This is a genomic window from Klenkia terrae (assembly GCF_900491935.1).
In the GTDB taxonomy this organism is placed as follows: Bacteria; Actinomycetota; Actinomycetes; order Mycobacteriales; family Geodermatophilaceae; genus Klenkia; species Klenkia terrae.
The window spans coordinates 744,341-764,517 of record NZ_UEXK01000004.1; the positions used below are offsets into that span (position 1 = coordinate 744,341).

The 20,177-nt window shown below is 71.1% G+C and carries 15 protein-coding genes and 2 pseudogenes; 10 read left to right on the top strand and 7 right to left on the bottom strand.

Features of this window, described 5'->3' with window-relative positions; translation table 11 throughout:
* Window positions 1-74: 74 nt before the first annotated feature.
* Window positions 75-566, top strand: a pseudogene (locus LFA75_RS24055) (SDR family NAD(P)-dependent oxidoreductase); the annotation flags it as partial.
* 316 nt (window positions 567-882) lie between these two features.
* Here LFA75_RS24055 and LFA75_RS03855 read toward each other — a convergent pair.
* Window positions 883-1,815: an alpha/beta hydrolase gene (locus LFA75_RS03855; RefSeq protein ID WP_097196972.1), complete on the bottom strand. Its 933-nt coding sequence runs from the start codon at window positions 1,813-1,815 to the stop codon at window positions 883-885.
* A 78-nt stretch (window positions 1,816-1,893) separates the two neighbouring features.
* On the bottom strand, window positions 1,894-3,396 hold the full coding sequence (locus tag LFA75_RS03860) for a flavin-containing monooxygenase (RefSeq protein WP_097196971.1): 1,503 nt from the start codon (window positions 3,394-3,396) through the stop codon (window positions 1,894-1,896).
* 61 nt (window positions 3,397-3,457) lie between these two features.
* On the opposite strand from LFA75_RS03860, the gene LFA75_RS03865 reads away from it, so the two are divergent.
* Window positions 3,458-4,666 (top strand): AraC family transcriptional regulator, encoded by a 1,209-nt coding sequence (locus tag LFA75_RS03865; RefSeq protein ID WP_097196970.1) that lies wholly within the window; start codon window positions 3,458-3,460, stop codon window positions 4,664-4,666.
* Window positions 4,667-4,695: 29 nt separating this feature from the next.
* Here the strand turns inward: LFA75_RS03865 and LFA75_RS03870 are convergent, their stop codons facing one another.
* The 4 genes from LFA75_RS03870 to LFA75_RS03885 all read right to left on the bottom strand — a co-directional run bounded on the left by LFA75_RS03870 (window position 4,696) and on the right by LFA75_RS03885 (window position 7,960).
* Window positions 4,696-5,016: a hypothetical protein gene (locus tag LFA75_RS03870; protein ID WP_097196969.1), complete on the bottom strand. Its 321-nt coding sequence runs from the start codon at window positions 5,014-5,016 to the stop codon at window positions 4,696-4,698.
* A gap of 218 nt (window positions 5,017-5,234) precedes the next feature.
* Window positions 5,235-6,947, bottom strand: coding sequence for an MDR family MFS transporter (locus tag LFA75_RS03875; protein ID WP_097196968.1), 1,713 nt, complete (start codon window positions 6,945-6,947; stop codon window positions 5,235-5,237).
* The gene (locus LFA75_RS03880) at window positions 6,944-7,504 is read right to left on the bottom strand and encodes a MarR family winged helix-turn-helix transcriptional regulator (protein WP_097196967.1); all 561 of its coding nucleotides are present in this window, start codon (window positions 7,502-7,504) and stop codon (window positions 6,944-6,946) included. The genes LFA75_RS03875 and LFA75_RS03880 overlap by 4 nt, the downstream gene beginning before the upstream one ends.
* A gap of 84 nt (window positions 7,505-7,588) precedes the next feature.
* The gene (locus LFA75_RS03885; RefSeq protein WP_135095154.1) at window positions 7,589-7,960 is read right to left on the bottom strand and encodes a hypothetical protein; all 372 of its coding nucleotides are present in this window, start codon (window positions 7,958-7,960) and stop codon (window positions 7,589-7,591) included.
* 332 nt (window positions 7,961-8,292) lie between these two features.
* Here LFA75_RS03885 and LFA75_RS03890 point away from each other — a divergent pair, with 332 nt between their 5' ends.
* Window positions 8,293-10,959, top strand: a complete 2,667-nt coding sequence (locus LFA75_RS03890) for a putative bifunctional diguanylate cyclase/phosphodiesterase (RefSeq protein WP_097196965.1) — start codon at window positions 8,293-8,295, stop codon at window positions 10,957-10,959.
* Between the two features lie 1,012 nt (window positions 10,960-11,971).
* On the opposite strand, the pseudogene LFA75_RS03895 reads toward LFA75_RS03890, so the two are convergent.
* Window positions 11,972-13,164 (bottom strand): annotated as a pseudogene (locus tag LFA75_RS03895) (IS256 family transposase).
* 270 nt (window positions 13,165-13,434) lie between these two features.
* On the opposite strand from LFA75_RS03895, the gene LFA75_RS03900 reads away from it, so the two are divergent.
* From LFA75_RS03900 to LFA75_RS03930, 7 genes are all read left to right on the top strand, one after another.
* Window positions 13,435-13,779 (top strand): NADH-quinone oxidoreductase subunit A, encoded by a 345-nt coding sequence (locus LFA75_RS03900; RefSeq protein ID WP_225232382.1) that lies wholly within the window; start codon window positions 13,435-13,437, stop codon window positions 13,777-13,779.
* Entirely contained in the window at window positions 13,770-14,939 is a 1,170-nt protein-coding gene (locus LFA75_RS03905; RefSeq protein ID WP_225232383.1) for a hypothetical protein, read from the top strand. The genes LFA75_RS03900 and LFA75_RS03905 overlap by 10 nt, the downstream gene beginning before the upstream one ends.
* Window positions 14,936-15,877, top strand: coding sequence for a complex I subunit 1 family protein (locus LFA75_RS03910; RefSeq protein ID WP_225232384.1), 942 nt, complete (start codon window positions 14,936-14,938; stop codon window positions 15,875-15,877). The genes LFA75_RS03905 and LFA75_RS03910 overlap by 4 nt, the downstream gene beginning before the upstream one ends.
* A 1-nt stretch (window position 15,878) precedes the next feature.
* Window positions 15,879-16,442: an NADH-quinone oxidoreductase subunit J gene (locus LFA75_RS03915; RefSeq protein WP_225232385.1), complete on the top strand. Its 564-nt coding sequence runs from the start codon at window positions 15,879-15,881 to the stop codon at window positions 16,440-16,442.
* Entirely contained in the window at window positions 16,439-16,741 is a 303-nt protein-coding gene (locus LFA75_RS03920) for an NADH-quinone oxidoreductase subunit NuoK (RefSeq protein ID WP_225232386.1), read from the top strand. Before LFA75_RS03915 ends, LFA75_RS03920 begins: the two co-directional genes overlap by 4 nt.
* Complete coding sequence (locus LFA75_RS03925; RefSeq protein WP_225232387.1) at window positions 16,738-18,612, top strand: proton-conducting transporter transmembrane domain-containing protein; 1,875 nt, start codon at window positions 16,738-16,740, stop codon at window positions 18,610-18,612. The genes LFA75_RS03920 and LFA75_RS03925 overlap by 4 nt, the downstream gene beginning before the upstream one ends.
* A gap of 70 nt (window positions 18,613-18,682) precedes the next feature.
* Window positions 18,683-20,173, top strand: a complete 1,491-nt coding sequence (locus LFA75_RS03930) for a complex I subunit 4 family protein (protein ID WP_225232388.1) — start codon at window positions 18,683-18,685, stop codon at window positions 20,171-20,173.
* The last annotated feature ends 4 nt before the right edge of the window (window positions 20,174-20,177 follow it).

A 20,177-nucleotide genomic window follows, 5' to 3' on the forward strand; every position in this document is an offset into this window, starting at 1 on the left:
GGCAAGCGCGAGACGCCGATGTCAGCGGCGTCCGGGTCCTGCTGACGGGCGGTACCAGCGGGCTGGGGCTGGGCATGGTGCGGGCCCTGGTGACCGGCGGGGCCTCGGTGGTCCTGACCGGCCGGGACGCCGACCGTGCCCGCCGGGTCGCCGAGCAGGAGACGGCCGCCGGCCCGGGATCGGCCACCGGGATCGCGATGGACGTGCGGGACGAGGCCTCCGTCGCCGACGGCGTGGCGGCCGCGCGCGCGGCCCTCGGCGGCATCGACGTCCTGGTCAACAACGCCGGCATCGGCATGCGGACGGTCAATCCCCGGTTCCTCACCGAGCCACGACCGTTCCACGATGTCAGCCCGGCGGGGTTCGCCGACCTGATGGCCACCAACGTGACCGGCTACTTCCTCGTCGCCCGCGCGGTCGTGCCCGACATGGTCGCTGCCGGGCACGGCACCGTGGTGAACGTCAGCATCAACGAGGAGACGATGCGCCGCCGAGGGTTCGTCCCCTACGGCCCGTCCCGAGCCGCCACCGACGCGATGTCGCACGTGATGGCCGCCGACCTGGCCGGCACCGGCGTGGACGTCCACCTGCTGCTGCCCGGTGGGGCCACTGTCACCGGCATGATCCCTGACGACCTACCGGACGAGGCCCGAGCCGGGCTCCTGGAACCCGGTGATGGGCCCGGCCATCCGGTGGCTGTGCTCGCCCGCGTCCGCCGGCCGCACCGATCTCCGCGTGGTGTCGCGGGACTTCGTCCCAGCAGGGGACCCCTCTCCCGCGTGACCGACCCGCGGTTCGCCCCGGCCCCGGCCCGGGAGCCGCCGGCTGTGCGGGGCAGCCGGCCCCGCCCAATGGACGGAGCCGGCTGCATCCAGGGGTCGGTCAGCCGCGCAGCAGCTCGCCGAACCGGGCAGAGCTCTCGTCGATCGCCTTCTGCGCGGCGGGCGAGATCGCGCCCATGTCGAAGAAGCCGTGGATCATGCCGTCGTAGCGGTGGACGTCCGCGGCGACGCCCGCGGCACGCAGCGCCTCGCCGTAGGCCTCGCCCTCGTCCCGCAGCGGGTCGAACTCCGCCGTGACGACGACCGCCGGGGGCAGTCCAGTGAGGTCGGCGTGCAGCGGCGACAGGCGGGCGTTCTTGGCGTCGTCCCATGCCCCCGCGTAGTGGCCGTAGAACCAATCCATGGTGTCCTTCTCCAGGAAGTAGCCCTTGGCGTTCTCGACCCGGGACGGGTACTCCCCCTCCGCGTCCACCGCCGGGTAGATCAGGAACTGGGCGACCAGCGCTGTCCCGTCGGCGTGCAGCACCTGCGCCACGACAGCCGCGAGGTTGCCGCCGGCGCTGTCCCCGACGAGACCCAGCCGCTGGTCTCCGCCGAACTCGTCGAGATGCTGGGCGATCCAACGGGCGGAGGCCACCGCGTCGTCCGCTGCGGCGGGGAAGGGGTGCTCCGGCGCGAGCCGGTAGTCCACGGACACCACGACGGCGCTGCTGCCCTTGCAGACGTTGCGGGCCATGTTGTCGTGGGTGTCGAGGTCACCGATGACCCAGCCCCCACCGTGGAAGAAGATCACCGTGGGGAAAGGGCCCTCGCCTTCGGGGCGGTAGACGCGCGCCTTGAGGTCACCCTCGCTGCCGGGCACCGTGCGGTCCTCACTGCTCCCGACCTGGACGACGTGTTCGGGCGCCCGGGAGCCGTGGGTGAGCGCGAGGTACTGGTCGCGCCCGGCCTCTGCGGTCCCCTCGTACATGGGGGGCATGCCCGCCTGGTCAAGCATGCTGAGGACGGCGGCGATGTGCGGGTCAACCGGCACAGGATTCTCCTTCTGGGAACGACTCGGGACGTGCGGAAAGAACTCGTGGGTGGTGCAGCGCGACCGCCGGCCGGCCGGTCAGCCGTACACCAACGAGGTGTCGTCGAGCTCGAGCGCAGGCAGTGAGTCGCGCTCCTCGGCGTACTCGAGCAGGTGGAGCCAGGGCTCTCGGTCACCCTGCTTGAACATCAGGTGCATGGTGCGCATGACGTAGCCGGAGTTGAAGTTCTCCGGATCGCCCCATGGCCGCAGCTGCATGCCGGCGTCCTCCGGACGCAGCGTGGGGACGACTGTCGTCGCACCCCGCTTCTCCATGTGCGCGAGCAACCGGCAGACGAACTCGCTGACCAGGTCCGCACGAAGGGTCCAGCTGGCGCGGAAATACCCGAACACGTAGGCCATGTTCGGCACGCCGCTGATCATCATGCCGCGCCAGGTGACCCGCTGGGTAAAGTCGACCGGCTCCCCGTCGACGGTGAAGGCGACCCCCCCGAACAGGCTCAGGTCGAACCCGGTGGCGGTGACGACGATGTCGGCCTCCAGCTCCTCTCCCGAGGAGGTGCGGATCCCGGTCTCGGTGAACGTGTCGATCGTGTCGGTGACGACCGACGCCTGGCCCTCCCGGATGGCGGTGAAGAGGTCGCCGTCCGGGAGGAGGGCGAGCCGCTGCTGCCACGGCCGGTAGGTCGGGTTGAAGTGCTTGTCGATGTCGAAGCCCTCAGGCAGCAGGGGACGCATCGATTCGATGATGAAGGCCCGCAGCTCCTCCGGCGCTTCCTTGGACATCCGGGTGATCTCGTCGCCCTCGGCGATGTACGCGCGCCGCAGGATCTCGTGGGTCCACTCGTCAGGGACGTCCAGGGCGCGCAGCGTGTTCGCCAGCTCGTGGGTCCTGGGGCGGGCGAAGAAGAACGTCGGCGAGCGCTGCAGCATCGTCACGTGCGCCGCCTCCTGCGCCATGGCCGGCACGAGGGTGGCCGCAGTGGCTCCGGATCCGATGACGACGACGCGCTTGCCCGCATAGTCGAGGTCGACCGGCCACTGCTGCGGGTGCACGACCTGACCACGGAACCGGTCCAGCCCCTCCCACTGCGGCCGGTGGGGCCGGGAGTGGTCGTAGTAGCCCTGGCACATCCAGAGGAAGTCGGTGGTGAAGCGCAGCGACTCGCCGGTGTCCTCACGGGTCACGTGCACCGTCCAGCGCTTCTCCTCCGATGACCAGCTGGCCGCGCTCACCCGGTGCCGGTAGCGAATCCGGTCACCCAGGTCGTTGTCCTCGATGACCTCGTCCAGGTAGGCCAGGATCTCCTCCGAGGCGGCGATCGACGCGCCCCGCCAGGGCTTGAACCCGTACCCGAAGGTGAACAGGTCGCTGTCGGACCGGACGCCGGGGTAACGGTGGGTCCACCAGGTGCCGCCCCGGGCGTCCAGCGCGTCGAGGATGACGAAGCTCTTCCCCGGGAACTGCTCCTTCAGGTGGTAGGCAGCACCGATCCCGGAGATTCCCGCGCCGACCACGAGCACGTCGACGTGCTGGGTTTCCTCGGCGGTGCCAGGTGCTGCGTCTGCGGTCAAGGTCATGCTCGGTACCCATCTGCCGGGTGACGGCGGTCACCACGGAAGCTAGCCGCGAGAGTTCCACGTGAGCCATGACACAATAGGCCGTAAGTTGATTATTTCGGCCAACCCTCAGCCCTTCGACGCCCCCGTCCGCGGCACGGGCAGCGTGGCTCTGCTGTGCGCGCTCGCCATGGAGCACGGCCTGCCTCGCCGTGATGTCCTGGCCGGCGGCGGGATACCGGAAGCAGCCCTCGAGGACCCGGACGCCGAGATCACCGGCGCCCAAGAGCTGCGCGCCATCGCCGCGGTCGCCGAGTCGCTGCCCGAGGACGCAGGCCTGACCGCCGGCGGGCGGTACCGGCTCGCGAGCTACGGCATCTGGGGCTTCGCCCTGCTCTCGAGCCGCACCCTGCGTGAGGCACACGAGGTCGCCATGCGGTTCGTCGACCTCACCTACGCCCTGACGCGCATCAGCGCCCAGGAGGACGAGGGCGAGGTCCGGCTGTTCTTCGACGACTTGGACGTCCCGGAACACGTCCGGCGCTTCGTCCTGCTCCGCGACACCTCGGCGGCCCTCCAGCTGTGGCGCGAAACCCTCGGCCGCCCGGTCGTGCCGCTGCGCGTGACGCTGCGACTGCCGCAACCGGCCGACCCCACGGGGTACGAGACCGCGTTCGGCGTGCCATCCCTGTTCGGGACCGCACGGTCGATGCTGGCCTTCGACGCTGCCCTGCTCGACCAGCCATTGCCGCAGGCGGCCCCCCTGACCGCCGCACTCTGCCAGGCCCAGTGCCGGGACCTCCTCCAGCGCCGCCACTCACGGCAGGGGACGAGCGGACGCGTGCGGGACCTCCTTGTGCACACGGGAGGCCGGATCCTCGGACAGGAGGAGGTCGCCGCCGAGCTGCACGTCAGCGTGCGGACCTTGCGCCGAATGCTCGAGGACGACGGAACCACCTTCCGCGCCATCGTGGAGCAGACACGTGAACACCTGGCGGAGGAGCTGCTCGTGACCGCCGGTCTGAGCGTCGAGCAGGTCGCTCGACGGCTCGGATACACGGATGCCTCAACTTTCGTCCATGCCTTCCGACGGTGGAAAGGGATCAGCCCCGGCCGCTGGAAGGAGCGGAAACGCGGGCTCCCGGTGCGGCCGTCCACGAACGGTCGGAAGTCCCGGCCGGCGGCCGGCGTAAGTGACGGCCGCGCCGGCCGAGCCGCAGATGGGATCCCTGTCCCATCGACGAGTTCGAAAGCCCCGGGCCCGAGAGAGCCCGGCGCCGCCGACTCCTGAGCATTCGCGCCTCCCGTTCGAGGCCGCGCTCAGTCGGAGGTGTTGGGCCGTTCAGTTCGATCCCGCTCCGGCCGATCGGCCGCCGATGGGCAGCCGGCCCGTATCCACGATTCCATCGCGGCGACCCCTCGTGCCGCCTCGAGCGCGATCATGATCTGCTGGCGCCCCGGTCGCCGCCAGGTCGGGGGCCCGGCCGCCAGCCAGTCGGTCAGCACCGCGGGACGTCCTGTCCACGCCGTGCCCATGGCCAGGCTGCCGGTCATCAGGCACCAGAGCAGCAAACGGGCCGCGCGCAGCAGCCACAAGCCGAGGCTGTAGAGGTACAGCCTGGTTCGGAGGAGGTACTCCACCGCCCCCCCTCTCTCCAGGGGTCTGCCCGCTCACAGCGTCACGACCGCCGCGGGTCACCCCCGGCTGTTGCGAACTGCAACCATGGTCCCGCGGTGCAGTGCGAAAGGGAAGGGTTCCGTCTGCGGGCAGCATCTGGGGGCAGCTAGCTGTAGCGCCCCGGAGACACAGGCTGGCCTGGCTGGTCCGGTGGTCCCGCGACTACCGACGGCAGAGGCCGCTATGGCTCGGCCTTCGGAAGTCGCGCACCGGCCGATCCGCGGGCGTCGGAAGCGCTCCTGCGTCCGGCATCGTCCGCGCCATGCCCGAGATCGCAGTCCGGATCGACCGCCGTCTCGAAGGCCTCTGCGACGTTCTCCCCGGTGGTGTGCTCCTGCGCGTGTTCGCGCAGCGGGGTCTCCCGCAAGAACAGCAGCACGAGGAACCCGAGCAGAGCGAACGGCACGGCGGCGAGGAAAGTGGTCTGCAGCGCGTCGGCGAAGCCGGTGATGACCGCGGTGTGCACCGGTTCGGGCAGTGCGCCGATCTGTTCGGGGCTGCCCAGCGTCGGAGTCCCGCCGGCGATCCGGTCGGCCGGGACGCCGGCCTCGGCGAGGCGGGACGGGATGGTGTCGGCGAGGCGATGGGTGAGCAGGGCGCCGAACACCGCCACCCCCAAAGCGCCGCCCAGTGACCGGAAGAACGTGGCCCCGGAGGTGGCCACGCCCAGGTCCTTCTGCTCCACGGCGTTCTGGGTGGCCAGCACCAGCACCTGCATCACCAGGCCGATGCCGACGCCCGTGACCAGCATGTACAGCCCGGCCACCACCAGGGAGGTGTCGACGGCGAGCCGGCTCATCAGCCCCAGCCCGACCGCTGCGATCAGGAGGCCGACCACCGGGAAGATCTTGTACCGACCGGTGGCCGTGATCGCCCGCCCGGAGCCGATGGAGGCAGCGAGCAGGCCCACCATGAGCGGCAGCGTCAGCAGCCCCGAAGCAGTCGGCGACTCCCCCTTGACGATCTGCAGGTACTGCGGCAGGAAGATGATCGCGCCGAACATCGCGACACCGACGACGAAGCCGGCCAGGCTGGTGACGACGAAGGTGTGGTTCGCGAACAGGTGCGGCGGCATGATCGGCTCGCCTGCGCGACGCTCCTGCCACACGGCGAGCACCAGCAGGACGGCGGCCGCGGCGGCGAGCGCATAGGTCCAGGCCGAGTTCCAGGCGAACTCCTTGCCGCCCAGCGACAGCATCAGCAGCAGCGCGCTGACCGAGGCGACGATGAAGAAGGCACCGAGCCAGTCGATGGAGTGCCGGCTGCGCGGGAACGGCAGCTTCAACACGCGCTCGGTGACGATCAGGGCCGCCACGCCGATCGGGATGCCCACCCAGAAGGTCCACCGCCAGGACAGGTGCTCGACGAGGAACCCGCCGAGCAGCGGTCCCGCGACCGTCGCGATCCCGAACACGGAACCGATGTAGCCCTGGTAGCGACCACGCTCCCGCGGGCTGACGACGTCGCCGATGATCGCCTGCGACAACGCCATCAGTCCGCCGACACCCAGCCCCTGAACCGCGCGGAACGCGATCAACTGCGCCATGTCCTGCGCGAAGCCGCTGGCCAAGGATGCGAGCAGGAAGATCCCGATGGCGGACTGGAACATGATCTTCCGCCCGTAGAGATCGGACAGCTTGCCCCAGATCGGTGTGGATGCGGTGGAGGTCAGCAGCGTCGCCGAGACGACCCAGGCCAGCTGCTCCTGCCCACCGAGCTCGCCCACGATGGTCGGCAACGCCGTGGCCACGATGGTCTGCGAGAGCGCCGCGACCAGCATGCCCAGCATGAGCCCGAGCAGCACGGTCAGGATCTGCCGGTGTTCCAACGGTGGCAGGCCCTGGTGGCCGCTCGAGGAGTCCGGCGTCTGGCTGTGAGGAGCAGGGGAACTCACGCGCGCAGGACCTCTTTCGAACCGGCTTCGTCGGGGGTTGCGGCGGATCTGTCCGGGCTCGCGCCGGAGGGCGACGGCGCTCCGCCGGCCATTGCCTCGGTGACTCTGCCGTCGAGACCTGCGTTCAACCGTTCCAGCAGCGCTGCAAAGGTGTCCTGCTCGTCGATCGGCCACGAGCCGATCAGCTCGCGCACGGCATTCCGGCGGACCTGACGTGTCCCAGCGACCGCACGCCGCCCCGCCGATGTCAGCCGCAGCCGGCAGGCCCGCCCGTCCTCGGGGTCCGCCTCGCGCGTGACAAGCCCGGCCTGCTGCAGGCTGGCCACGTGCCGGCTCACCGTCGAGGCGTCGAGGTACAACCGGGCCGCCAACGCCCCGTTGCGCATCGGTCCCTCGTCGTTGAGGAAGCCCAGGATCGTGTATGCGCTCCGCTCCAGTGGCTCCACGGGCCCATCGGTGTGGAGCTGGACGCGCTGAGCCCGGCGGACCAGATGGGTCAGCTCACGTTCGATGCGCACCATGGACCCCTCAGCCGATCCGGCCCCACCCAGTTGCATGGGCCAACCATAAGGCGTTGCCGACGAAGGTTCCAGCTCTACCGCCGCCGGTGGAACTCCCCACCTACGCAGTCCGCCATCCGGTCAGCCCTCGGCGCTGGATCCCGCCTCGTCGCCTCCCGTCGACCCCGGCGATGACTGGCCCAGCCACGACTCCAGGGCGGCGATGCCACGCGCCGCTTCCCGGTGCACGAGCTCATCGTCGAATCGCGGTGCAGGTGAGCCATCGACCGGCCCGGACCGCCCCGGTGCACCGTGGAGCAGGTGCCGACCCGCGGCGTAGAGGCCGTAGCAGGACACCGCCACGCCGCCCATACAGAACGCCGCAACCAGGGTCCACGTGAAGGCGGGTAAGGCTTCCTCCAGCAGGCGCGACAGCGCTTCCCCCGTCGCCTCCCAGGCCACTACCGAGGCACCCATCAGTCGCCGCCAATCAACGTGCGGCACCACAGCCACCGGGCCATGGCGCCCGCGTGCGAGGACTTCAGCCTATTCCCGTACCGGCTCGGAACGGATGGTTGCACACGTCATCTTTCGACCAATCCCCAGCGAGACCTGCACCCGGGCAGAGGTCCGCGGCGGGTTCCACGATCAGGTTGCGAGTCCCCATCGTTCCGTGACACGTCCCACCTCAGGCCGTGAGCGAGGCGCTGTGGCGTGTAGCGGTGCGCGCCGGGCTTGACCCGAGGGACCTCGCCGGGGCCGACGGGCACGACCGGTCACGGACACCGCCCCCCTCGAATGGGTGGTCGCGCTCAAGACGAGTTGAGCCGTACCGATACGGAACCATGCGATTCGTGCGGTTCTCCGAGCAGAGCATGCGCCGCGCCTCGCCCCTGTGGTGCTACCTGACGGCGCTCGTGCTGCTGCCGCTCCTCGGCGTCATGGTCTTGGCCACCGCCGCGGCACAGACCCGGGCGAGCGAGGCGGACAGTGCCGCACGCGCGGAGAACGGCATGCGGACCCTCGCGGCCCTCGACGGCGCGCGCCGGAGCGTGGAGCAGGAGCTGATCCCGTTCCTGTGGCTGCACGTCGTCGCCAACCCGGAGGCCATCGCCATGCTCGACCTGCCGCCGGGACTGCTGGAGGTACAGGCCGAGACGATGGCGCGCGACTCCGCGCGGGTCCGAGCGGTGACCGATCGGGCGCTGGCCGGCGTGCCGGCCGGCTCGGTGGGCTCCGCTGCCGCCGAGCGCGCCGCGACGGACCTGGCCCTGCTGCGCTCCGGTGGCAACACGCTGAACCTCGACATCGAGGACGTCTACTTCCGTTTCCTGGCCGTCTCGAACGATCTGATGACCGCCCAGCAGGCCGCCGCAGCCGCCGCCACCGCGGAAGGGATCCCGGGGGTCACCCTGCGGGCACTCCAGGACGTGCAGTCCATCGCGCGGCTCAGCCAGGTCGCCAGCCGGCAGCTCCCGCTCTTCTTCGGGTCCATGTTCGCCGGCGGGGACAGCATGATCGGCTCGCGCACCGCGTGGCAGACCGCCCTGCTCGACTACAGCGACGCCGAACGCCAGATGAAGTCCCTGTCCCAGCCCTCGCTGCGAGAGGCATGGCGGGCCGTGCAGACGTCCGACGCCGTGGGCGCCGTGGACGGCGTGCTGACCAGCGGTGCGGACGGCGACACCCCCACCGTGTCCGTCGCCGAGATCGCCACGCTGCTCGTCCAGACCCAGGAGCGCAACGATCTGCTGGGCGAGCTCGTCGAGACCGCGATCGGCAACGCCCACACGCTGGTGTCCGCCGACCGGGAGGAGGCCACCGGTCAGCTGCGGGGGATCCTTCTCCTCGCCGCCGGCCTGCTGGCCGTCTCGCTGCTCGCCGCACTGGTGCTCGGCCGCAGCGTGGCCGGCGCGCTGCGACTGCTGGCCGGGCAGGCCAGCCAGATCAGCGAGGGCTCGCTGGTGGAGGTGGAGGTCGCCGGACCGCGCGAGGTGCGCACCGTCTCGGCGGCGCTGGGAGCCGCCGTCGCCGGGCTGCGCCGGATCCAGGACCAGGCCCAGGCCGTCGCCCGCGGCGACCTCGACGACGCCCTGCTCGACCAGCCGCTGCCCGGACCGCTCGGTGAGGTCGTCCACGCGTCGGTCAAGGAGATCGTGCACGCGGTACGCCAGCGCGAGGAGCTGCAGTCCGCCCTCGCCCACCAGGCCACCCACGACGCGCTCACCGAGCTGCCCAACCGCGCCCAGGCCGTCACGCTGGTCACCGGCGCGCTGCACCGCGGCCGGCGGTCCGGTCAGATGACCGGCCTGCTCTTCGTGGATCTCGACGGCTTCAAAGCGGTCAACGACGGGCACGGGCACGCCGCCGGCGACGAGGTGCTGCGCGAGGTCGCCCGCCGGCTCACGGCCGGGGTCCGGCCCGGCGACGTGGTCTGCCGCCTGGGCGGCGACGAGTTCGTCGTCCTCGTGGAGCCCGTGCACACCGAGCACGACCTGCTGGAACTCAGCCACCGGCTGATCTCCTCGATCAGCGAGCCGATGGTGGTCCAGCGTGCCCAGGTCCGGATCGGCGCCAGCATCGGCGTAGCGGTCAGCCGGGACGGCAGCACCGACGCCGACGTGCTCTTCGCCGAGGCCGACGCCGCCGCCTACCGCGCCAAGGCTGCGGGGCGTGGCCGCGCGGAGATCTTCGACGAAACCCTGCGGCGGCAGCTCAACCAGCGGGCGGCACTGGAGGTGGCGATCGCCACCGGCCTGGCCAACGGTGAGATGCAGGTGGCGTACCAGCCCGTCATGGAGGTCGCCACCGACCGGCTGATGGGCTACGAGGCGCTCATCCGCTGGACGCGACCCGGTGTCGGACCGGTCGCTCCAGACCAGTGGATCCCCGTGGCCGAGGGGTCCCGACTGATCGGTGAGGTCGACCGCTGGATGCTGCACGAGGCCACCCGCCAGCTGGCGCAGTGGCGGGCCGAGTCCCCCGCCGCGCCGGGGGCGCCCGACCCGACGATCGCGGTGAACATCTCTGGACGGCACCTGGCCGACCCGCGGGTGATCAGCGACGTCGCCGACGCGCTGGAGGCGTCCGGGCTGCCCGCTCACCTGCTGGTCCTGGAGGTCACCGAGACCGTGCTGGTCGACGACCCGCTGGCCAATGACCACCTCACCGAGCTGCGCGCCATGGGCGTCAGCATCGCCATCGACTACTTCGGCACCGGATACACCTCCATCGGCCAGCTGCGCAACATGCCGGTCGACACGCTCAAGATCGACCGCAGCTTCGTGGCCTCCACGGAGCCCGCCCACCGCGAGCTCGTCGCCCTAATGATCAGAGCGGCGCACACCTTCGGGTTGACCGTCGTCGCCGAGGGCGTGGAGGAGCCGGACCAGCTGGCGCAGCTCAAGGCGCAGGAATGCGACCAGGCCCAGGGCTACCTGCTCTACCGGCCCATGCCCGCCACCGAGGCCGGGGCGCTGCTCCGCAGCCCCCAGCCCGCCGGCTCGCTCTGAGATGGAGCGACACGGTCCTGCGAGAGGGTGTGGGGGACACGACGACCTCCTGATCGAGGGCCGTCCATAGACAACTCCACAGCCCACCCAGACGTCTGAGCCATGCCGAGACTGGCACTACTGAGCAGACTCCCGGTCATTGACCGGCTCGCTGGCGCACGCCACGGTGACGGCCGAGACATCGACGACACCGCGATCGCCCCTACCCGCCGCAAGCGCAACGCCTCCTTGCGCGGCAGCAGGCCGCCCCCCGAGGAGGCGGCCAGCTCCGCAGAGCCATGGAGCAACCCAGAGGCGGATCGCGAGGGCGACGGCGTCGAACCCGTCGACCTTGTTCGGTCCGGAAGGTGCTGATCGCCTCGCCCCGCGATAGGACATGACGTCTCCCACCCTGGGTTACCCCCGAGCCGAAGAGGAGCCGGGACGCCGCATGCGCCGGCATTGCAAGCGCGGTGTTGAAGGCACGCGGAAGGCACGGCATCCGCGTGCCTCACGTCCCGCCTGCGGGAACAGGGCTAGAGTCTCAAGCCTTCCAAGCTGGCCATGCCGGTTCGATCCCGGTCACCCGCTCCACCGCGGTGTCCCGGGCCGCCGTTCACGGTGTCCCGCGGCACCGTTTGAGTACGAGCGGACCGCGGTGCCGCCATGACCTCGACCTTGTGGTGGCTGCGAGCTTCCATCAGCCGCGGGTCAAGCCCGCTCCGGTCCGGCGCACCTGGAACGCAAGGGCTGGGGCCGCGCTTCGATCACCTTCTCGGCTATGGACTCAGGGGTCCCGGCCATCGCCGGGTCGCTCGCAAGGACAGTGGGACGGCGCCGGGACCTACGACCTCAGAAGGGGGTCGGTCGCCTCTAACGGCCGGTACTCGTCACGGGCACGGTTGAGGATTGTCGGGGCGAACTGCCAGCCCTTACCGCCACGCAGCCGCGGACGTGATCGCGCCGGATGGAACCCGGATCGCGTCCCGTGGGGTGGTGTAGCTCGTCGCGTGTTGCTCTGCGGTGAGGGTGGCTATACCGTCAGCGCGGTCGGGTTGTCGATCACCTCGCCGGGGTCGGTGTTGCGGGTGGGCAGTGCGGTGGGCGCTGGCGGGGTCAGTAGCGCCATTGAGGCCTCGGAGAGGTAGCGGCGGTCTGAGACCTGCCACTCGTCGTGGGCCTCGATGAGCACGCAGGCGGCCAGCCGCAGCAGGGAGGGGTCGTCGGGGAAGATGCCGACGACGTCGGTGCGGCGCTTGACCTCATTGTTCAGCCGTTCCAGCGTGTTGGTCGACCAGATCTTGCGCCAGTGGGCTTGCGGGAAGTCGGCGAAGGCGGTGATGTCCTCCCGGGCGTCGCGCACGGTGTCGGTGGTAGGCTGGGCGAAGACGGTGCGGATCGCCGCGGCGACCATCTCCGCCTGCCCCTTCGTCGTGCGCGCGAGGACGTTGCGCATGAAGTGCACCCGGCACCGCTGCCAGACCGCGCCGGCCAGCACGGTGCCGATGGCGTTGGTCAGGCCGCGGTGGGAGTCGGAGATGACCAGCTGCACCCCGCCCAGGCCGCGGTCGCGCAGCGAGCGTAGGAAGTCGGTCCAGAACACCTCGTTCTCGCTGTCACCGACGTCGACCCCCAGCACCTCCCGCCGGCCGTCAGCGGCCACCCCGGTGGCGATCACCACCGCCCGGGAGACGACCCGGCGGTTGACCCGGGCCTTGCAGTAGGTCGTGTCCAGGAACACGTACGGGAAGGGCTGCTCGCCCAGGTCCCGGGACCGCCAGGCGGCGACGTCGGCGTCCAGGCCAGCGCAGATCCGACTGACTTCGCTTCTGCTGATGCCCGACTCGACGCCGAGGGCGGCGACCAGGTCATCGACCTTGCGGGTCGACACGCCCTCGACGCAGGCCTGCATGACCACCGCGTGCAGCGCGACGTCGATCCGCCGTCGAGGTGCCAGCAGGGAGGGGAAGAACGACCCGGTGCGTGTCTTGGGAATCTTCACCGTCGAGTCGCCGGCGGTCGTGGCGACGAGCTTGTCTCGGGTGCCGTTGCGCTGGTGGTGCGGGTGCCGGTGCGCTCGTGCGGGCCGGCGCCGATCTGTGCGGTTGCCTCGGCGTCGATCAGGGCCTGCAGCATGGTGTGCAGCAGCCGGCGCATCAGCTCACCGGAGTCGGCGGTGCGGAGTGCCTCGCTCAGCTCGAGCAGGGCAGACTGGTTCAGGGCCATCGTGTGTTCCGTTCTGCGAGTTCCTTGGCGGGTTCTCACAGAGCTTCACGCGGTGGCCCCTTCGCGTCGGTGACCGACACGGCCATCAAGATCAAGGGCCCGATCTACACCACTTCAGGGGACTCTCCCCCGGTGCCCGGCAGTCGCCAGCCCTTCGCATCATCCGTAGCCGACGCGGGTAGGTCGCGGCGGCCCAGCGGTGGCCCAGCCCGCGGCCCAGCCGCAGACTGTCCCAGACGTGCGTCCGGCCGCGAGCAGAAGGTGGTGGCTGTGTTTCTCAGTGCTGCAGTGATGCTGGCGCTCGGGGTGGGTGGTGCCGCCACCGCCTATCTGGTGCACCGGTCGACGTCCGTGGCTGCGTCGTCATTGCCCACGCTGCCGTTCCTATCGGGGTGGAGACCGCCCGAGCACGCACTCTCGCGGTTCCATGCGCGGTACTACCCGTTGACCCTGATGTTCCTAGCCTTCGACGTGGAGATGCTCTACATGTATCCGTGGGCCACCGTGGTGGGCCGGGTCGGCGTCTCCGCGGTGGTCGAGATGTTCGCCTTCTTGATTGTCCTCATGGTCGGAGTCGTGTGGGCCTGGCGTGAGGGTGCGTTGCAGTGGACCTGAGCCGGCGCCTGGCCGAGGCTGCGGTCCGGCGCACCTGCGTGCTGGTCGTGGAGGTCCCCGGCTGGGCTGCTACCCGCTACGCCGCGGAGCTCGCCATTCGGCGGCGCGGCTGGCGGCTGGCGTCCTCCCCCGCCGACGCCGATGTCCTGCTCACCTGTGGCACTCCGGGACCGCGTCTGGCCGAGGCTGTGGGCCTGCTCTGGGAGCAGGTGCCCGGACCCCGCGCGAGGGCGACGGTGACGGCGCGCTCCGCGGTCGATGCCGCAATGGAGCAGGCTGCCGCCGCGCTGCTCGACACCGGCCACCAGCGGGCGGACGCGGCACAGCGCTCGCCCGACCCGGCCATGGGCACACGCGCCGAGCACGACGAGGACGACGAAGATTCGGGGGGCTCGGAGAACCAGCACGCCGACGAGGAGCACGCCTCCGACGGGTCGGACGGCGACATGAACGACAGCGACATGAACGACGGTGGCGGCGACATGGACATGGACATGGAGCCGGGTGGGATTCCGCTCGCAGGTGGGGCGCAGGACCGGGACGGCCTCGAGATGGACGTCCTCCACGTACCGCTGGGACCAGTTCTCCCGCACTGGCCAGCCGGCCTACTCCTGCACTGCACCCTGTCGGGGGACGTCGTGACGGAGGCCCGACCGGAGGTGCTCGGCGCTGCCGTCGATGCGGTCCCCGATCCGCCGATGCCCGGTGCGTCCGCGGTGGACCGGTTGGACCGAGCAGCCCGGCTGTTGTACCTCGCCGGCTGGGAGGCCCGGGCGACCGATGCGCTCCGGCTGCGGGACGATCTCCTGGCGGGCAACGACGATGCGAGTGTGGCGGCCGGGGTGGACCGCCTGGTCGCCCGGATCCGTCGATCATGGGTCCTGCGCTGGTCGTTGCGGGGGACCGGTCCGATCAGCAGCGGCACCTGCGAGGAGCTCGGGCTCGACGATCGAGCCACCGGCGACGTGCACGACCGGCTGGTGATCTGCCTGACCGAAGCCCGGTCCGCCCTCGAGGGCGACCGCCTTCCCGCCCCGGTCTCCCCGGAGATCCTGGCCGAGCTCCTGCCGGGGCTGGAAATCGGCGCCGTCCGGCTGCTGGTCGCCAGCCTGGACCTGGACACCGGTGCCCACCTGTCGACCGGGACGGCGGCGCGATGAACGCCGTCGAGATCGTCCAGGTGTCCGCGGCCTGGGCGCCGCTGGGGGCCCTGCTCCTGCTGGCCCTGGCCACGGTGGCCACCGGGCTCGACGGTGCCATCGCTGCCCGCGCTGCGGGTCACCCCTGGCAGCAGGGCCTGCGTCTGCCCTGGGCGGAGACCGCTCGGCTGCTGCGCCAGCGCCGGAGAACGACCGTCGCGGCCGACCGGCTGCTGTGGCGGACCGCCGGTGCGGGCCTGCTGGTCACCGCCCTGCTCAAGATCGTCGTCGTGCCGCTCGGTGCCTGGACGTTGTCGGACATGTCCGTCGGGCTCGTCTGGTTCAACGCCATGGACATCCTGGTCTGGGCGCTGGTCTGGCTCGCCGGCTGGGGGCCCAACAGCGCGCACTCGCTGATCGGCGGCTACCGCTTCCTCGGCCAGGCACTGTCCTACGAGTTGCCGCTGATGTTCGCCCTGACGGCGCCGGCGACCGCGGCGGGAAGCCTGCGGGTCGGCGACATCGTCACCGCCCAGCAGGGCCTGTGGTTCATCGTCTGGATGCCGGTCGCATTCCTCGTCTTCTGCGCTGCCCTGATGGGATTCTCGGTGTGGGGCCCGTTCAGCACCCCGTTCGGCGCCGACATCGCCGGCGGAGTCCTCGCCGAGACGTCCGGGATCGACCGGTGGCTGCTGCTGGCCGGGCGCTGGGCGCTGCTGACCGCCGGTTCAGCCTTCGGCGTCACGCTCTTCCTCGGCGGGGGCGCCGGCCCCGTCTTACCGGCCTGGCTGTGGGTGCTGGTCAAGACCGGGATTCTCCTGGCCGCCCTGGTCCTGCTCCGCCGACGGCTGCCCGCACTGCGCCCCGACCGCATCGCCGCGGCTGCCTGGCTGGTCGTGCTGCCGCTGGTCCTGCTCCAGGTTCTCATCGTCTCCGTCGTCGTCGTGGGAAGAGGCTGAGATGCTCACCGACATCGTCTTCTGGGTACTGGCCGTGATCGCCGTCGCCGCCGGGGTCGCGGTCTTCGTGGTCGACTCCATGGCCCGCGCCACCTACGCCCTGGCCGCCTCGTTCGTCGCGGTCGGCCTGAGCCTGCTGCTGATGAATCTCGAGTTCATCGGGGTCATCACCGTGCTGATGATGGTCATGGAGATGGCGATCATGGCCATCTACATGATCATGTTCATGGGCATGAACCCGGCACTCATGCCGATGAACATGGTGCACAGCGCAAAGGGCGCCCTGTCCGTCGCCGTCGGCACGTTCGCCGTCCTGGCCACCGGTGCGCTGTTCATCCCGTGGCCCAGCCGCCGGGGCGTCACCGGTACCGACCTCACCGTCGCCCTCGGCGAAGCGCTCATGGGCCCGAAGATGCTGGTGATGATCACGGTCAGCCCGGTTCTCTTCGCCACCATCGTCGCCGCGATCGTGCTCGCTGCCCCCAGCGGCCGCTACGACCGGCTCGGCGACGACCTGCGTCGGCGCTCTGCCACGGCCCGCCGGCCCGAGGGGGTGCAGCGATGACCTTGCAGACCGTGCTCCTGGTCGCCGCTGCGCTGTTCAGCGTGGGTCTGTACGGCGCGATCTCCCAGCAGGTCGTCGTCATGGTCATGATGGGCCTGGAACTCATGCTCAACGGCGTCATCCTGGCCGCCGCGGGCTTCTGGTGGTTCCTCTCCCCCGCCCCCGACGGGCAGGTCCTCCTGCTCGTGGTGATCACCGCGATGACCGTGGAGATGGCCATGGGTTTCGGGGTCGCCACCCTGCTGCACCGCAGCCGTGACGCCGACATGACCGACATGGCCACGGATCTGTCGCAGTGAGCGGTGCAACGGGGACGAGCACCGCCGGCGTGGTCCTGCTGTGGACCTTCATCGTCCTCCCGGCGGTCGCCGGTGCCGCGTTGTGCCTGGTCGGGCGGCGCGCGGACCGTCCGGCGCCGGCCGTGTCCGTCACTGCGGCCGCGCTGGCCCTCGGCGCCGCGATCGCCGTGGCGGTGCTGCGCCCGCAGACCGCCGTGCCGTTCCTGCCCGGCGCCGACTTCGGCCTGGCCGTCGACGCGCTCTCGGCGGTCGTCGTCGTGACGGTCGCGGCGGTGACCCTGCTGGTGCTGCTGTTCGCCACCGCGGACATCGATGACCGGCCGGCCCGCTTCCACGGCCTGATGCTGCTGTTCGCCGCCGCGGTCGGGATCACCGCAACCGCCACGACACTGCCGGCTCTGCTGTTCTCCTGGGAGATCATGGGGGCGACGTCGTTCGCGCTGATCGGCTACTGGTGGCGCGAGCCCGACCGGGTCTCGGCCGGGACGACGGCGTTCCTCACCACCCGCACCGCCGACCTCGGGCTCTACCTTGCCGCCGGCGCCGCCCTCGCCGGTGGCAGCAGTCTGGTGCTGGCTGACCTGCCCGGCGCGGCCGACCCCTGGCGGGACGTCGTGACTGCCGGGATCCTGGTCGCGGCGCTGGGCAAGGCCGCACAGCTGCCCTTCTCCTTCTGGTTGTCCCGGGCGATGGAGGGCCCCAGCCCGGTCAGCGCCCTGCTGCACTCCGCCGCCATGGTGGCGATGGGCGGCTACCTGCTCCTGCGCATCGAGCCCCTGCTGGCGGCCACCGGGTGGGCGGCGACCACGACGGCCTGGATTGGTGCGCTCACCGCGCTCGCCCTCGGTGCGGTCGCCGTTGCACAAAGCGATCTCAAGCAGCTGCTGGCCGCCTCCACCTCCGCGCAGCTGGGCTTCGTCGTGCTCGCCGCCGGTGTCGCGAACGTGTCCGGCGGCGTCGCGCAGCTGGTGGCGCACGCCGCGACCAAGGCACTGCTGTTCCTTGTCGCCGGGGCCTGGCTGACCGCCCTGGGCACCAAGCAGCTGTCCGCCCTGCGCGGCGCCGCGCGGCGCTGGCCGGTCGTCGGCGTGGCCGCCGCGATCGGTGCGTTGTCGCTGGCCGGGGTGGTGCCGCTGTCGCTGTGGGCCACCAAGGACGACGTCCTCGCCGCCGCGCGGGAGCAGTCCCTGGCGCTCTACCTCGTCGGCCTGGCCGCCGCCGCGCTGTCGGCCGCCTACGCCGGCAAGGTGCTGTGGATCGTCTGGCGGGACCGGCCCGCCGATGCCGAGGCCGGGTACGACACCGAGCAGGAAGGCACCAGGCACGTCGGCGTCGCGGAGAAAATCTCCCTGGTGGTCCTGGCCGGTGGCGCTGCCGTCCTGGGGCTGCTCGTCTGGCCGCCCGTCGGCGAGGCTCTCCGCCGTGCCCTCGGTGAGACCGCGGCCCCCAGGCCCGGCGTCCTGGAGCTTGCGATCTCGGCCGTGCTGGCCGTCGTGGTGGTGCTGGCCGTGGCCCGCTGGCCGCTGCCCGAGCCGCGCTGGGCCGCGCGGTGGCTGGGGCTCGGGCCGGCGACGCAGGCGCTGGTCGTCCGGCCGGTGCTGCAAGTGGCCGAGGCGCTGGCCCGCTTCGACGACCGGGTGCTCGACCGGGCGGTGGACGCCACCGGCCCTGGCACCGTCCGCGCCGCAACGGTCGCCGCCGAGGTCGACGATCGCGGCGTCGACCGCGCGGTCCAGGGGGTGGCCACCGGGACCCGCCGGCTCGGCGGCCTGGTCCGGCGAACCCAGACCGGCCAGCTGCACGAGTACTACATCCAGGCCGCCGTGGTTCTGGGCGCAGGTCTGGTCCTGTTGCTGGTGGTGCTCATATGACGGCGACCCGCTCCCACAACGGGACACCCGGAGGACGACTGTCGGACATCTGCAGGAAGGGAGCGCTTTCGTGCTCAGCCTGATCGTATTCCTGCCCCTCGCCGCGGCCCTGATCCTGGCGGTGCTGCCCGCCATGCCCGACCGTGCCGCCCGCTGGTCCTGGCTGGTGGTCACCGTCGCCGAGCTCCTCCTCATCGGGGTGCTCGTCGCCGGATACGACACGCCCCCGGACGGCGGCCTGGCCTTCGAGGAACGGCTGCGCTGGATCCCGTCGGTCAACAGCAGCTACCACGTCGGCGTCGACGGGTTGTCCCTGCCGCTGGTCGCCCTGACCGCGGTGGTCTTCACCGCCTGCGCGGTGTATGCGATCCGCGAGGACCGCCGGCCGCGTCAGCAGGCGGCGCTGTTCCTCTTCCTGCAGTCGGTGTCCCTGGGCCTGTTCGTCGCCCAGGACCTCATTCTGTTCTTCCTGTTCTTCGACCTGTCGATCGTCGGCATGTACTTCGCCATCGCCGGGTGGGGACACGGCAACGCGGCCCGCTCGGCGCTGAAGTTCTTCCTTTACACCTTCCTGGGCAGCCTGGCCCTGCTGCTAGGGTTCATCGGCCTCTACCTGGCCGCCGATCCGCACACCTTCGACATCCCCGAGCTGGTGGCCGCCGCGCCGCTGGCCGGGCGCCCCGTCGTCGGCGGGCTGGTGCTTGCCGCGATCCTGCTCGGTCTGGCCGTCAAGACCCCGACCGTGCCCTTCCACACCTGGCTGCCGCCGGCGCACACCGACGCCAGCGCCGTCGGCTCGGCCGTGCTGGCCGCGATCCTGCTGAAGATGGGCACCTACGGCTTCGTCCGGATCGCCATGCCGGTGCTGCCCGAGGCGTGGCAGGCGTGGTCCTGGGTCATCCTGATCGTCGGGATCGTCTCGGTGCTGTACGGCGCACTCGTGGCCCTGGCGCAGAGCAACGTCAAGCGGATGATCGCCTACACCTCGGTCAACCACATGGGCTACGTCGTCGTGGCCGTCGGCGCCGCCGGGATCCTCGCCGACGACACGGCCGCGGCCCGCGAGCTGGCGGTCGTCGGCGCGGTCACCCAGATGGTCAGCCACGGCCTGATCACCGCGGCGCTGTTCCTGCTGGCCGGGGTCCTGTACGACCGCCGCGAGACCTATGAGATGGGTGAGTTCGGCGGCCTGGCCGACCCGGCCCCGCGGTTCGCGACGCTGTTCGCCATCGGGGGGTTCGCCTCGCTGGGCCTGCCGGCATTCAGCGGGTTCATCGCCGAGTTCCAGGTCTTCGCCGGCAGCATCGGCGCCACCTGGGTCGCCGCCCTCGCGCTGCCCGGCATCCTGATCACCGCCGCACTGTTCCTCCGCTCGGCTCAGAAGCTGCTCACCGGCACCGTGGGGGGCCGGGCCGTCGGGTTTCCCGATCTGCACCTGCGCGAGACCCTGCCGATCGCGGGGCTGCTGGTGCTCGCCTTGTTCATCGGTGTCGTCCCGTGGCCGCTGCTGGACCTGATCGCCCCCGGCTCGGCCGCCGTGGTCGAACTGGTCAGCCGGTAGGCGC